The sequence below is a fragment of the Pseudosulfitobacter koreensis genome (assembly GCF_024733015.1).
Taxonomy (GTDB): Bacteria; Pseudomonadota; Alphaproteobacteria; order Rhodobacterales; family Rhodobacteraceae; genus Pseudosulfitobacter; species Pseudosulfitobacter koreensis.
Map to the genome: position 1 here is coordinate 133,984 of NZ_JANKJG010000009.1, position 12,830 is coordinate 146,813.

Here is a 12,830-nt window from a genome sequence, read left to right on the forward strand (position 1 = left end):
ATGCTGCCTGATGCGGCTTTTGGGGCATATCGTGACGGATCGCGGGTCGAAATACGCGGTGTCAGGCGTGCCAGTCAGCAGCCGCGATGACATCGACGCCGCCCTCAAAGAGCTCAAGCGCGACAAGTCTTATGCCAAGGCCACCCACAACACATGGGCCGCAATCCTGTCGGATGCGGGCCCGGCCAAAGGCGACGATGGCGAGGCGGGGGCGGGAATGGTGATTATCCGGATGCTGGAACGTGAAGACCTGAGCGATCATCTGATAGTCGTAACACGTTGGTACGGCGGCAAACATCTGGGCGGCGACCGTTTTCGCCACGTGCAGACCTGCGTGCGCGCCTATCTCGACGCGCTCTAGACGCTGAGCGCGATAGCGGCGAAAAAGCAGGTCGAGGCGACCAGCACGAAGACATGCCACAGCGCCATCTGGAACCGGAATTCCTGCATCGCGAAGAAGACAGCGCCGGCGGAATAGGTCAGGCCGCCCGCCGCGACCAAGGCCATGGCAGGGCCGCTCAAACTGGACCACATCGGCCAGATCAGCAGCACGCTGGCCCATCCCAGCGCCAGGTACAACGCCAGCGATCCGCGCCCGTCGGTGGCCCAGAAAGACAGTTTCGCAATCGCTCCGCCCAAGGCCACCAGCCAGACAAAGCCCAGCACGATGTACCCCGTGACCGACCCCAGCACAAAAACCAGCGGCGTATAAGTTCCTGCGATTTTCAGATAGATCGCCGCATGGTCCACCCGCGCCAACATCGGGCGTGGCCGGTCCCAAGGCAGCAGGTGATAGGCAGCCGATGCGGCAAAGCCAAAGACCAGCACCGCCAGATAGACACTGACCGATGCAACGGTCGCGGCGGGCGCGTCGCTCGCGACATGGCCCAGCAGGATCGCGGCACCGATAACCGAACCCGTCAGCCCGATGACATGCACCGACCCGTCGGCAAGCGTTTCTGAAAGGGACCGTGGATAAGCCATGACGCCAAATTAACCTGTTCCGGCCCTCAGGCTAGACAAGTTTTGTAAAAATCCTGTTGACGTCACGAAAGCTTCTTTGCCCTGCGCACCCGCGCCAAGTGCCAACGATAGAGGATCGGGGCCAGCACGTAGTCATAGAGCGCAACCGCCACGGGCCGTACCAGTGGCCACGACACCACCCGCGCCAGCCAGCGATAGCGCGGCATGTCCTGCCAAAGCAGGATAAATGCGGGGATGCCGGAATAGACCTGATCGCCCTTTCGCACGTGCAGCCGCTTTGCGGCCTCGTCAGCGCTTATGCCCCAAGCTTCCAGCGCACTGCTGTTAAGATCGTCGAAGCGGATAGGAAGATCGTGGTCGCGGCTGTAAGCAGCGTAATGGTCGATCTCGGCACGGCAGACGGGACATTCTGCATTGTACAGAACACTGGTGTCGTCATTGGTGATCTCGGTCTGATCCATGCCCGAAAGATAAGGCGCAACCACCGGCTGGAACAGGCGTCAAAGCCGCACAGGGGTCAGCGCGGCTTGTTTCCGTCGATCCAGCGCGACATCAACTGCTTGTCCTTGAAGCACTCGCGCGGCACGTCCTGCCGTTTGATCCGGGCGATCCGCTCGGCAAAGGCGACCTGCTTGCCCGACGGATAGTTGCTGAATTTGCCCTCGATAGGCTTGACCTTGTGCGCATCGATCCACGCCGACAACGCCCGGCGGTCGCGCAAGGTGGCTTGCGGCAGTTCTTCGCCCCTCCGCTTGGCAATCGCCATCGCATAGGCAACCTGCTTTTCGGTTGCCGCCTCGGGCGTTTCCAATGGCAGATCGGGTTGAACCGGAACAAACAGTCCGGGCAGGGCGGGTTCGTAAACAGATGCATGGGCCATGACGGCGTTCCTTTGTTCCTGTTGAGAACAACATAGAACAAAGGCGGAACATTTTCAAGAGCGGCGCGAATTTGCCCCCTTCACATGGCTGCGATCAGACCAGCCGCCCCCATAGGTCGTATTCGCCGGCCTCGTCCACTTCGACGGTCACGATCTGGCCGGGCGTCAGCCCTTCGAACCCTTCGTCGATGAACAGGTTGCCGTCGATCTCGGGCGCGTCGGCCTTGGTGCGGCAGGTGGCGGCATCTGCGTCGACCTCGTCCACGATCACGTCGATGCGGGTGCCGACCTTGGCCTCCAGCTTGGCCTCGGAAATCGCCTGCGCCTTTTCCATGAAGCGGTCCCAGCGGTCTTGCTTGACCTCGGCGGGCACATGGTCGGGCAGCGCGTTCGAGCGCGCGCCAGCAACGTTTTCATATTGAAAACAGCCCACACGGTCCAACTGCGCCTCGTCCATCCAGTCCAGCAGGGTCTGGAACTCGGCCTCGGTCTCGCCGGGATATCCGACGATAAAGGTCGAGCGCAGCACAATCTCGGGGCAGATATCGCGCCATTCCGCGATGCGGTCCAACGTCGCTTCGGCCGCGGCAGGACGCGCCATGCGTTTCAGCGTGTCGGGGTGCGCGTGCTGGAACGGCACGTCCAGATAGGGCAACACCAGACCATCCGCCATCAGCGGGATCATCTCGCGCACATGCGGATAGGGATAGACGTAATGCAACCGCACCCAGGCCCCCAAGCTGCCAAGATCACGGGCCAGAGTGGTGATCGGCTGCTCGGTCAGCCCGCGCCGCACCTCGCGGTCCCAGTCAGTGCCATAGGCGGAGGTGTCCTGCGAAATCACCAGCAGTTCCTGCACGCCTGCCTCGACCAGCTTTTCAGCCTCGCGCAGGACCGCCTTGTGCGGACGGCTGGCCAGACGGCCGCGCATGTCGGGAATGATGCAGAACTTGCACTTGTGATTGCAGCCCTCGGAAATCTTGAGATAGCTGAAGTGGCGCGGCGTCAGGCTGACGCTGCGCGCGGGCAGCAGATCGACAAAGGGATCGGGCGAGGGCGGCACGGCGGCATGCACCGCGTCCAGCACCTGTTCGTATTGATGCGGGCCGGTCACGGCCAGAACCTTGGGGTGCGCGCCAGTTATATACTGCGGGTCCGCGCCCAGACATCCTGTCACGATCACCCGCCCGTTTTCAGACAAAGCCTCGCCGATGGCCTCAAGACTTTCGGCCTTGGCACTGTCGAGAAATCCGCAGGTGTTCACGATCACCGCATCGGCACCGGAATAGTCGGGCGAGATGCCATACCCTTCGGCGCGCAGCCGCGTCAGGATGCGCTCGGAATCGACCAGGGCCTTGGGACAGCCCAGACTGACCATGCCGATGGACGGCTGGCCGGGGCGTGTCTTGCCGTCCATGCGGGCGGCAGGGGCAATGTCGGGGCGCAGATTGGGTGGGTTTGTGCTCATGATCGCTCCTTTAGTGCAAGGCGGGCGCGGCGAAAAGGGTTCATCATTGAGAATGGGCGGCAAGGCGCGTAGCAATAGCGTGAGTGTAGCAAGGGGATGTTTGGCATGAAATGGATCGCGCGTCTGATCGGATTGGTCGTTGTAGTCGTGCTGGTGATCGGCGTGTCGCTGTTTTTCCTGCCCGCCGACCGGATCGCGCGTATTGCAGCCGACCAGTTGCGCGTGGCCACGGGGCGCGATGTGACGATTTCGGGGGATGTGTCGCTGTCGATCTGGCCGGTGCTGGGGGCATCCGTTGGCAGCATCGAGATCGGCAATGCCACATGGTCCGAACAGGGGCCGATGCTGACCGCGCAAAACGCCGCCATCGGCGTGGATGCGGCGGCGCTGCTGTCGGGTGAGATCCGCATCACCAACATCGCGGCCACCAGCCCCACCATCCGGCTGGAACAGCGACAGGACGGGCGCGCCAGCTGGCAGTTCACCGATGCCTCAGGTGCGGCCACGATCGAGACGCAGGTGACACCAAACGAGGCACCGCGCCCGTTTTCCATCCAAAGGATGAACATCACCGACGCCACGCTGATCTACGACGCCGAAGGGGCGGATCTGGTGCGCTACGAAGGGGTCGATCTGGCGCTGGACTGGCCAGAGCGTCTGGGTACCGCCGACATCCGCGCGACCCTGCGCCCTGCCGGAACGGCGGTGAACGTCAACGCGACCATCGGGTCATTCGCCGGGTTCCTCGGCGGGCAGGTGCAACCGATCACTGCCACGCTCAGCGCGGGAGGCGGCTCTGCGTCCATCGACGGGCGCGCCGGCACGGCGGGCGAAGTCGCGGGCAAGCTGACGCTCGATCTGCCTGACACCGGAGCTTTTCTGCAGGCGCTGGGCGCGGGCGGTGTGGATCTGCCCCAGGGGCTTGGGCGCAGCATCGACCTTACCTCTGATATCACCCTGACCAAGGATCGCCGCCTGTCGATGCGCGACCTCGTCGCCGAACTGGGCGGCAACAGGCTGACGGGGGCCGCCGACATCGCGCTGAACGGCACGCCGACCGTGAACGCGCAACTGAACGCAGGCGCGCTGGACCTGACCGGGGTGACCGGTACCGGCGACGCCAGCCCCGCAGGCGCCGCCGCGTCCGGAACCACCACGGCAGGCTGGCCGAAGGAGACCATCGACGCTTCGGGGCTCGCCGCCTTCAACGGTCAGATCGCGCTGACCGCCACATCGGTGGATCTGGGTACTTTTCAGCTTGGGGCCACCCGCGCCTTGCTGACCAACGACAACTCCCGCGCGGTCTTCGATCTCCGCGAGGTCGACGCCTACGAGGGCAAGATCACCGGGCAATTCGTGATGAACAACCGGAACGGCCTCTCGGTGGGCGGCAAGCTCTTTGCCACGTCCATCGCCATGCAGCCGCTTCTGACCGATGCGCTGGGCCTGACGCGCCTGACCGGCGACGGCAATGCGGAGCTGAACTTTCTCTCCTCGGGCAATTCGGTTGATGCGATCATGAACGCGCTGTCAGGCTCGGGTGCCATCGCCATCGGCAAGGGTACCATCCAAGGCATTGACCTCGACAGGCTGATGCGCTCGGGTGCGACGGGCAGCGGCACGACTGTCTTCGACAGCCTTGGCGCGACCTTCGACATGACAGCGGGCAACCTGCGCAATGATGATCTTCTTCTGAGCCTCGCGAGCTACCGCGCACGCGGCCAGGGTCGCGTCGGACTGGGCCAGCAGGACATCGACTATACATTCACACCCATCGCCCTGAACGCCAACGAAGGCAATGGCATCGCGATCCCGGTGCGCATCACCGGCCCATGGTCGGACCTGCGGATCATCCCCGACATCGAGGCCGCGATTGACCTGAACTTGGGCGAAAAGAAGGAAGAACTGAAAGACGCCGCCGACGCCAGGCTGAAAGCGGCCGTCGAGGAAAAACTGGGCGTGACCGCGCAGCAAGGGCAAAGCCTGGAAGACGCGGCCAAGGACAAGGCGAAAGAGAAGCTTGCCAAGGAGCTGATGAAGATTTTCGACTGAACCTGTTTCTTTTGGCCACAAATATCCCCGCCGGAGGCTCAAAACTCTTCTGGAGCGCCAGAAAAGATTTAATGCCTCCGGCGGGGATATTTTCCAGCCAAAAGAAAAAGACTAGAGCACGACCGGATTGGCCTTGGCCACCACGTCCAGCTGCATCAGCACGTCGATCAGCCGGGGCATGTCGTTCAGGTAGATCATGTTTGGTCCGTCGCTGGGCGCATTGTCGGGATCGTCGTGGGTTTCGATGAACACGGCACCCACACCCAAAGCCACAGCCGCGCGCGCCATCACGGGGGCGAACTCGCGCTGTCCACCGCTTGATCCGCCCTGACCGCCCGGCTGTTGCACCGAATGGGTCGCGTCCATCACCACTGGATACCCGGTCTGTGCCATCTGCGGCAGGCTGCGCATGTCCGCGACCAGCGCGTTATAGCCAAAGGTCGTGCCGCGTTCGGTCAGCAGGATGCGCCTGTTGCCGGTGCTTTCGATCTTGGTCACGATGTTGGGCATTTCCCAAGGGGCCAAAAACTGCCCTTTTTTGACGTTGATTGCGGCACCGGTGTTGCCTGCGGCCAGCAGCATGTCGGTCTGGCGGCAGAGGAACGCGGGGATCTGCAGGATGTCGGCCACCTCGGCGGCAATGGCGCATTGGCTTTCGGAATGCACGTCAGTCAGCACCGGCACGCCGATGGCCTTGCCCACGGATTGCAGCGCTTTCAGCCCTGCGTCGATACCCATGCCGCGCTTGCCCGAGAGCGAGGTGCGGTTGGCCTTGTCGTAGGAGGCCTTGAACACGAATTGCGCGCCTGCCGCATCGCAGGCTTCCTTCATCCGGCCCGCGATCATCTGCGCGTGATCGACGCTTTCCAACTGGCAGGGGCCTGCGATCAGGGTCAGCGGGAGATCGTTGCCGATGGTCAGATCGGCGACTTTTACATGGGTCATGAGGTTACCTGTTCACGTAGGATGGATGCGGTGAGCGAGATCATCAGGTAGATGCCTGCGAAAATCAGGAAAGCCAAGATCGTGTTCTCGAACTTGCGCGGATAGCTGGCCTCCTGGCTTGCGACAGGCTGCACCGCGACGGTCAGATAGCGCACCTGGCGCGAGGCTTCGACCCGGCTTTGCTCCATTTGTTGCAGGGCCGACTGCAGCATCATGTCGCGGCTGGCAAGGTCGGCCTGGGCCAGTTGCAGGTTCACCGCCATCTGCGCCAGCGAGTTTTCCCCTTCGGAGGCATCGTTCATCCGCTGGTTCAGCTTTTCCAGCTGGTCGTTCAGGCGGCGGATGTCACCTTCGACCCCGTCGACCTTGGCACGGTTGGGCCGTGCGTTGTCCAGCAGCGCGGCCAGTTCCAGCTCTTTTTCCAGCAGCAGGGTTTCATAGTTGGTGATCTGGGCACGCACGGCAGCGATCACCGCCTGCGGGTCCAGCGTGCTGCTTTCGACCTGCAGCTTGACCAGCGCCTCCTGGGCCGCGCGGCGTTCCGTTTCGGCCTTCTCGAACCCTTGACGCGCGTCCTTCATCTGGTCTTCGCGCTTTTGCTGGCTCAGGTTGTTGACGCGCTGTTCGGCATAGCTGATCAGACGCCGGGCAAATTCCGCCGACACTTCCGGCTCGGCCGCGACGACCTCCAGGCGGATCATGCCCTCGGTCGGATCATAACCGATCTTCACGTTCTTGCGGTAGGTCTTGTAGGCTTCTTCGTTGGTCGGGTCGGTGTTCAGGCGCTGGATCGGGTCGATCCAGTCCTGGGTGAAATGCGCCTTGAAGCCCAGATCGTCGTCCAGCCGCAACATCGCGTCCTTGGATTGCAGATAGCCTTGGGTCGCGATCGCGTCCGAATTGGTGGCGAATTGCGTGGGCAGCAGGCCGCCAAGCGGGCCCGCGCCGCCGCTGCCTTCGTTCTGGATGATCAGAAAGTCGGCCTTGGTCGCGTACATCGGTGTGGCGATCTGATAGAAGTACCAGCCGGCCAGAAAGGTCGGCAAAGCCACGAAGAACGCCAGCCGCACCAGCAGCAGCCCCAGTTTCTTGCGCCGACGCTTGCCGATATCGCGCTGGATCTGCGAGATTTCGCGCATCCGCTGGTCAGCAGGGCTGAGGTCGGTCGAGGGCAGGGTGCCGCGCCCCACGGGCACGGTCTGCGGCAGCTGATGGCGGTTCTGGTCGGTGCGTGCGGGCAGGTTCTCGAACCCGTCAGGCTCTCCGGGCTGGCGGTTGCTTTCGCTGGGCACCACCAATTCCAGCATGTTCGACCGCTCGAACGGGTCGATGCCCTTGGCGCGCAGCAGGCGCACGGCGTCGAAATCAGAGGTGGGCGCAAGCCCGTGTTTCTGCGCCACGCGCCGCGCCATGCGCAACTGGCGGCCGGTCAGGCCTTCCTGGCGGATTGCGTCCATGTCGTTCTCGCTCGCGACTTCGCGGGCAGAGGACACTTCGCCCTGTCGGGACTGCGACTGTTCGCTCGGCGCGGGCGGGGCAGGCCGCTGCGGCACCTGGCGTTCCGCTGGGGATGTGGGATTTGGCGTGGGCGTCAGGGATCTGCCGGGCGTGGGGCGTGCGGCGTCGCTTGCCTCGCGCCCTGGGTGCTGAGCTGAGCTGTCGCGCTCGGGGTGCGCCGAGCTGTCGCGTTCGGGGCGCGGGGCTGCATTTGCTGCCATCGGCATGCCGTCGGATGTGCCACTCAAATGCGGCGTCGTCCGCTTGATGCGAAACTTTCTAGCCTTGGGTTTGGTAGTCATAAAGCCTTTTCGCCTCTTCCAGCGTATCGAACATATACAATTGCCCATCCAGCAGTACGGCGGCGGAACGGGCGAACTTTTCAAGTGTCTGCGCCTGGTGCGAGACGATCACGATCGTGGTGGTGCGCAGGCGTTCCTGCAGGATCTGGCCCGCCTTGCGGTTGAACTCGACGTCGGTGGACCCCGGCATGCCTTCGTCGATCAGATAGATGTCAAAGTCCAGTGCCAGCATCAGCGCAAACGAAAACCGTCCGCGCATGCCGGACGAATATGTCCCCAGCGGTTGATCGAAATATTCGCCCAGGCCACACAGCCAGCGGCAAAAGCTTTCGACATAATCAGGGTCCAGCCCATAGAGCCGCGCGATATAGCGCGCGTTTTCCATCGCCGAGACCTTGGGCACGACGCCGCCCATGAAGCCCAGCGGGAACGAGATGTTGCAACCTCGGCGGATTTCGCCCTCGTCGGGTTTTTCCAGTCCGGCCATCATGTTGATCAACGTGGTCTTGCCGGTGCCGTTCGGTGCGAGAATGCCCAGCGAATGCCCCAGATCGACGCGAAACGACACACGGTCGAGGATCACCTTGCGGTGACTGCCTGTCCAAAAGGACTTGCTGACATTTTCAAACTCAAGCATCGCCTGCTCCGGTCACGTGGCTCCGGTTGGAGGACATCCCATATCTGGGCACGCCCGTCCCTCATTATCAGAGGGTTGCACACGGTTTAACCATAGATTTTGGCCATATTATGTCGTGTTGGATAACAAAACTATACGCAATGCGTGTATTGTCCCTTTTACTTGAACGGGCAAGAGCAGGCGCCTGTGCGCATCGGGAATTCAAAGCGCGGACCCGAGCCGACTGCATTTGATGCCCGAACCCTGACGCAAAGCCCCCTCAGGCGTGACCGATCCTGACGCTGTCGGCGCATGCGCTCTGCGGTGTTTCGACTTCCAGAGTGCTGTGTCCGATGTCAAACGTCGCCAGCACATCGCGTACCGCCGCTCTTGTTGCATCGGGGGGCGCGACGTCTTCCAGCACCAGATGCGCGTCCAGCGCCGGTTCGTTTTCGCCCATCATCCATAGGTGCACATGGTGCGCCGATGCCACGCCCGGCGTCTCTTCGATGGCATCAACAACTGCGTGCGTGTCCAGTCCCGGAGGGCTGCCCAGCATCAGAACGCGGATGACCCCCGGCATCTCGCTCCAAGATTGCCACAGGATATACCCCGCGATCAACAGCGTCACCAGCGGATCGACCCAGTTCCAGCCAAAGAGCAGGATCACCGTCCCCGCAACGATCACCGCGACCGATCCCAGCGCGTCCGCCACATTGTGCAGGAAGGCCGCGCGCATGTTCATGCTGCCCGCCTGCATCCGCCAGACCAGCGCTGCGGTGATCAGATCGACCAGCAGCGCAAATCCAGCCACCGCCACGATGACCCATCCCGCGACTGCTGCGGGTTCGAAAAACCTCAGGATCGCCTCATAGACCAGATAGAGACCGATGATGATCAGTGTTGTGTAGTTGATCAGCGCAGCGACCACCTCGATCCGGTCATAGCCGAAGGTCATCCGTGCATCTGCCGGTCTACGCGCGATCTTGCGTGCACCAAAGGCGATGATCAGCGCGATTGCGTCAGACAGATTGTGCAGCGCGTCGGCGATCAGCGACAGGCTGCCCGCAACGATGCCCCCGATGATCTGCGCCAGCGTCAGCAGCAGGTTGACCGCGATCGCCCCTGCGACCCGCGCATCGCCTGCGTCGGGGTCGATGTGGTGGTGGTGCCCGCCGCTGCCCTGTGCATGGCTGTGATCATGTGGCATCAGTCATTCCTGCTGGATTGGTCTGGTAGAGCATCCCAGATGGCAACGCGGGCGCGCGCCTTGAGGTTTCATGAGTGGTTGCGATGATGAGGAGAAGGCTGCTGCCTGTCAGGCCACATCGGCCAGCATCGGGCCGAGGATCGCAAAGCCCGCGATCAAATGGGCCAGCGTCAGCCAAGGAAACGCACCGTGGGTCCGAATTGCGGCGTATCGAGGATTGCCACCAAAAGCAGCGGGATCAGGGATGCACTCGGGGCGCTGCGCAGATGTCTCAGCCAGCGGCGCGGAGTCCGGGGGGCAGGGGAGGCAGACGGCGAGGTTTGGGAAAGATCAGCCATGGTCATGGTCCTTGCAAGCCGATGCGCTGACCGCGCAGCAGGCGTTCAACAGAAATTCCGAAAGATGCCGCACCTGCTCATAGGCGACGGCGGCGCAGATGATCGACCGGCCCTGACGCGACTGCGTGACCAGCCCGGCCTGCGCCAGGATCTTGACGTGATGGGTCAGCGTGCTGCCGGTCACGCCCGCACGTGCGCCCAAGGTGCCGATGGTCAGCCCCTCGGGTCCGGCCCGCACAAGCGCGCGCAGCACGCACAGCCTTTGTTCGGACCCAAGTGCCGCAAAGCTGCTGGCGGCAAGGGTCAGGTCCAGATCATCGGTCAGGACGGGGATATGCGAATCTATTTTCATGTTTCTAGAACTATCGAAACGACATCGCTTTGCCAAGCCTCATTTCGAATAAATTCGAAATAACCCCGACGACCGGCTTGCCTGCGCAGATGTGTCACCTATACCAACCCTATGGCCGTGACTGACGACATCCCCAAATGCACGATCTGCACCCAGCGTTTCGCCAGCACCGCAACCGGGCACAGCCCGCGCCCCGTGGTCTGGTTCGGTGCCGATGCGCGGATCATGGTGGCCGGGCAGGCGCCGGGCGCGCGGGTCCATGCCTCGGGCAAACCCTTCGACGACCCTTCCGGCGACCGCTTGCGCGACTGGATGGGCATTGACCGCGCGACCTTCTACGATATGTCCCGCATCGCTGTCCTGCCGATGGCCTTCTGCTTTCCGGGCTACAGCGCCAAGGGCGCAGACCTGCCGCCGCCCGCGATCTGCCACCAGACCTGGCGTGATGCGGCGATGGCGCACATTGGCCCCGTGCCGCTGACCCTGCTGATCGGCGGCTATGCGCAGAAATGGCATCTGAACACGCGCGCTTCGGTCACCGATACCGTCGCAGGCTGGCGCACCCACGCGCCTGCAGTCTTTCCGTTGCCGCACCCGTCGTGGCGCAACACCGGCTGGCTGCGCAAAAATCCGTGGTTTGAAACCGACCTCTTGCCAGAGCTGCGCAAAGCGGTCCAAAAGGCGCTGACATGACAGAACACACCCCCATAGACGCCGCCCACGCGGCAATGACCGCAGCGCCGGACGACGACAAGCCGCGCATGCGGTTTTATGAACGTCTCGCCGCAGCCGAGCTTTTCGTTCTGCTGGAAGGCGAGGCAGAAGGTGACAAGATCACCCCGCAACTCTTCGAGGCGGAGGGCACGCAATACGTGCTTGCCTTCGACCGCGAGGAACGTCTGGCCGGTTTCGCAGGCCCCGCCGCCCCTTATGCCGCGCTTTCGGGTCGCGTCACGGCGGGATTGCTGGCGGCCAATGGGCTGGGCCTGGGGCTGAATCTGGATGTTGCCCCTTCGGCGATCCTGTTGCCTGCGGACGCGATGGCGTGGCTCGACAGCACGCTCGGCAACGCGCCGAAGGACGTCGAGGCCAAGATCGAAAGCCTGACGGCACCACGGGGCCTGCCCGACAGCCTGATCGAGGCTATCGACGAGAAGCTCGCCAGCGCCACGGGGCTTGCGCGTTATGCCTGTCTGGTCGGCGTGACCTATGCGGGCGGCGGATCGGGGCACATGCTGGGCTTTGTCGGCGCGGTGCCCCATGCCGAAACCGCTTTGGCCCAAGTCACCTCCGAGGCGCTCACATTCTCTGGCATCGAAGCGGGCGCGATGGATGTGGCGTTTTTCCGCGCCGATGATCCGATGGCCGAAAGACTGGCGCGGGTCGGTCTGCGGTTTGATCTGCCCCAGCCCGAGGATCTGTCAGAGCGTACCCGCCCCGCTCCGGGGTCGGACCCGGCCAAGCCGCCGATCCTGAAATAATCGGGCACGGCGCGGTTGCGTTCAAGACGGTAATAAACCGGCCCGCCGCTCACGAAATCCGGCGTGGCCCTTCACATCCGCGTTTGGCGGGATGCTTTGCACGGCGTTCTGTGGCTTGGTTGGGTCACTGCCCCTGCGCAAGGGGCGATCCCGCCCCAAGCAAAGGAACCGCCATGTCCCGCTTCAGCCTGATGTTCCCGGCCACTGCAGCCGCAATCATACTTGCTACATCTGGCCTCGCCGGTCCGCAATATGTCGATGGCACGGGCTATGCCGCGTCTGGCCATGACGTCGTCGCCTATTTCGACCTTGCTCAGAACCCCGTGGGCACCGACCAGCTCGCAGCGGTCGCGGGACGCGCGGACATCACCGCCGACTATAACGGTGCGACCTTCGCCTTTGCCAGTGCAGAGAACCGCGCGCGGTTCCTGACCGACCCTGCAGCCTTTGCGCCGCAATACGACGGGCACTGCGCCTACGGCGTGGCCAAGGGCGGCAAGGTGCCGGGCAATCCGAACCTGTGGCGCATCGTGGACGGCAAGCTGTACCTCAACATCACGACGGACGTGGTGGGCTTCTGGGAGGAAGACATTTCCGGCAATCTGACCTCGAGCGAGGCGAACTGGGTGTCGCTTGACCCCAAACCGGCATCCTCTTCGCGTATCCCCAAGTTCACGTCGCCCGCGCCGGAAAAGAACTAGACGC

At 63.0% G+C, this 12,830-nt stretch carries 14 protein-coding genes; 5 read left to right on the forward strand and 9 right to left on the reverse strand.

The annotated features are described in order from the left end of the window. Positions 1-10 precede the first annotated feature (10 nt). Complete coding sequence (locus NTA49_RS12945) at positions 11-361, forward strand: YigZ family protein (RefSeq protein WP_258295211.1); 351 nt, start codon at positions 11-13, stop codon at positions 359-361. On the opposite strand, the gene trhA is transcribed toward NTA49_RS12945, so the two are convergent. From trhA to rimO, 4 genes are all read right to left on the reverse strand, one after another. Beyond that, positions 358-984 carry a PAQR family membrane homeostasis protein TrhA gene (gene trhA, locus NTA49_RS12950; RefSeq protein WP_258295212.1) on the reverse strand — a complete coding sequence of 209 codons (627 nt, stop codon included), beginning with the start codon at positions 982-984 and terminating at the stop codon, positions 358-360. The two genes, NTA49_RS12945 and trhA, sit on opposite strands and share 4 nt — an antisense overlap. Positions 985-1,046: 62 nt before the next feature. Then, the gene (locus NTA49_RS12955; protein ID WP_258295213.1) at positions 1,047-1,445 is read right to left on the reverse strand and encodes a thiol-disulfide oxidoreductase DCC family protein; all 399 of its coding nucleotides are present in this window, start codon (positions 1,443-1,445) and stop codon (positions 1,047-1,049) included. A 56-nt stretch (positions 1,446-1,501) separates the two neighbouring features. Then, positions 1,502-1,864 (reverse strand): hypothetical protein, encoded by a 363-nt coding sequence (locus tag NTA49_RS12960; protein WP_258295214.1) that lies wholly within the window; start codon positions 1,862-1,864, stop codon positions 1,502-1,504. Between the two features lie 94 nt (positions 1,865-1,958). Then, a complete protein-coding gene (gene rimO, locus NTA49_RS12965) occupies positions 1,959-3,332 on the reverse strand; it encodes a 30S ribosomal protein S12 methylthiotransferase RimO (protein ID WP_261368298.1) in 1,374 nt (457 codons plus the stop codon). Between the two features lie 105 nt (positions 3,333-3,437). Between rimO and NTA49_RS12970 the strand changes: the two genes are divergently transcribed. Continuing rightward, on the forward strand, positions 3,438-5,384 hold the full coding sequence (locus tag NTA49_RS12970) for an AsmA family protein (protein WP_258295215.1): 1,947 nt from the start codon (positions 3,438-3,440) through the stop codon (positions 5,382-5,384). A gap of 111 nt (positions 5,385-5,495) precedes the next feature. Here the strand turns inward: NTA49_RS12970 and kdsA are convergent, their stop codons facing one another. The 5 genes from kdsA to NTA49_RS12995 form a co-directional block, all read right to left on the reverse strand. Further along, positions 5,496-6,329, reverse strand: a complete 834-nt coding sequence (kdsA, locus tag NTA49_RS12975; RefSeq protein ID WP_258295216.1) for a 3-deoxy-8-phosphooctulonate synthase — start codon at positions 6,327-6,329, stop codon at positions 5,496-5,498. After that, the gene (locus NTA49_RS12980) at positions 6,326-8,128 is read right to left on the reverse strand and encodes a capsule biosynthesis protein (protein ID WP_261368299.1); all 1,803 of its coding nucleotides are present in this window, start codon (positions 8,126-8,128) and stop codon (positions 6,326-6,328) included. Before NTA49_RS12980 ends, kdsA begins: the two co-directional genes overlap by 4 nt. Beyond that, positions 8,106-8,765: an ABC transporter ATP-binding protein gene (locus tag NTA49_RS12985; RefSeq protein WP_258295218.1), complete on the reverse strand. Its 660-nt coding sequence runs from the start codon at positions 8,763-8,765 to the stop codon at positions 8,106-8,108. Before NTA49_RS12985 ends, NTA49_RS12980 begins: the two co-directional genes overlap by 23 nt. Before the next feature lie 259 nt (positions 8,766-9,024). Further along, entirely contained in the window at positions 9,025-9,954 is a 930-nt protein-coding gene (locus NTA49_RS12990) for a cation diffusion facilitator family transporter (RefSeq protein WP_258295219.1), read from the reverse strand. A 330-nt stretch (positions 9,955-10,284) separates the two neighbouring features. Beyond that, positions 10,285-10,644 carry an ArsR/SmtB family transcription factor gene (locus tag NTA49_RS12995; RefSeq protein ID WP_258295220.1) on the reverse strand — a complete coding sequence of 120 codons (360 nt, stop codon included), beginning with the start codon at positions 10,642-10,644 and terminating at the stop codon, positions 10,285-10,287. A 111-nt stretch (positions 10,645-10,755) separates the two neighbouring features. Here NTA49_RS12995 and NTA49_RS13000 point away from each other — a divergent pair, with 111 nt between their 5' ends. The 3 genes from NTA49_RS13000 (at position 10,756) to NTA49_RS13010 (ending at position 12,826) form a co-directional block, all read left to right on the forward strand. Then, positions 10,756-11,337 (forward strand): uracil-DNA glycosylase family protein, encoded by a 582-nt coding sequence (locus NTA49_RS13000; protein ID WP_261368300.1) that lies wholly within the window; start codon positions 10,756-10,758, stop codon positions 11,335-11,337. After that, positions 11,334-12,125 (forward strand): SseB family protein, encoded by a 792-nt coding sequence (locus tag NTA49_RS13005; RefSeq protein WP_258295222.1) that lies wholly within the window; start codon positions 11,334-11,336, stop codon positions 12,123-12,125. Before NTA49_RS13000 ends, NTA49_RS13005 begins: the two co-directional genes overlap by 4 nt. A 173-nt stretch (positions 12,126-12,298) precedes the next feature. After that, positions 12,299-12,826, forward strand: a complete 528-nt coding sequence (locus NTA49_RS13010) for a YHS domain-containing (seleno)protein (protein ID WP_258295223.1) — start codon at positions 12,299-12,301, stop codon at positions 12,824-12,826. Positions 12,827-12,830: the final 4 nt, after the last annotated feature.

Excerpts from the sequence above, each read along its gene's own strand:
- NTA49_RS12945 (WP_258295211.1), top strand. The coding sequence starts at position 11 with ATGCGGCTTTTGGGGCATATCGTGACGGATCGCGGGTCGAAATACGCG.
- trhA (WP_258295212.1), bottom strand. The coding sequence starts at position 984 with ATGGCTTATCCACGGTCCCTTTCAGAAACGCTTGCCGACGGGTCGGTG.
- NTA49_RS12955 (WP_258295213.1), bottom strand. The coding sequence starts at position 1,445 with ATGGATCAGACCGAGATCACCAATGACGACACCAGTGTTCTGTACAAT.
- NTA49_RS12960 (WP_258295214.1), bottom strand. The coding sequence starts at position 1,864 with ATGGCCCATGCATCTGTTTACGAACCCGCCCTGCCCGGACTGTTTGTT.
- rimO (WP_261368298.1), bottom strand. The coding sequence starts at position 3,332 with ATGAGCACAAACCCACCCAATCTGCGCCCCGACATTGCCCCTGCCGCC.
- NTA49_RS12970 (WP_258295215.1), top strand. The coding sequence starts at position 3,438 with ATGAAATGGATCGCGCGTCTGATCGGATTGGTCGTTGTAGTCGTGCTG.
- kdsA (WP_258295216.1), bottom strand. The coding sequence starts at position 6,329 with ATGACCCATGTAAAAGTCGCCGATCTGACCATCGGCAACGATCTCCCG.
- NTA49_RS12980 (WP_261368299.1), bottom strand. The coding sequence starts at position 8,128 with ATGACTACCAAACCCAAGGCTAGAAAGTTTCGCATCAAGCGGACGACG.
- NTA49_RS12985 (WP_258295218.1), bottom strand. The coding sequence starts at position 8,765 with ATGCTTGAGTTTGAAAATGTCAGCAAGTCCTTTTGGACAGGCAGTCAC.
- NTA49_RS12990 (WP_258295219.1), bottom strand. The coding sequence starts at position 9,954 with ATGCCACATGATCACAGCCATGCACAGGGCAGCGGCGGGCACCACCAC.
- NTA49_RS12995 (WP_258295220.1), bottom strand. The coding sequence starts at position 10,644 with ATGAAAATAGATTCGCATATCCCCGTCCTGACCGATGATCTGGACCTG.
- NTA49_RS13000 (WP_261368300.1), top strand. The coding sequence starts at position 10,756 with ATGGCCGTGACTGACGACATCCCCAAATGCACGATCTGCACCCAGCGT.
- NTA49_RS13005 (WP_258295222.1), top strand. The coding sequence starts at position 11,334 with ATGACAGAACACACCCCCATAGACGCCGCCCACGCGGCAATGACCGCA.
- NTA49_RS13010 (WP_258295223.1), top strand. The coding sequence starts at position 12,299 with ATGTCCCGCTTCAGCCTGATGTTCCCGGCCACTGCAGCCGCAATCATA.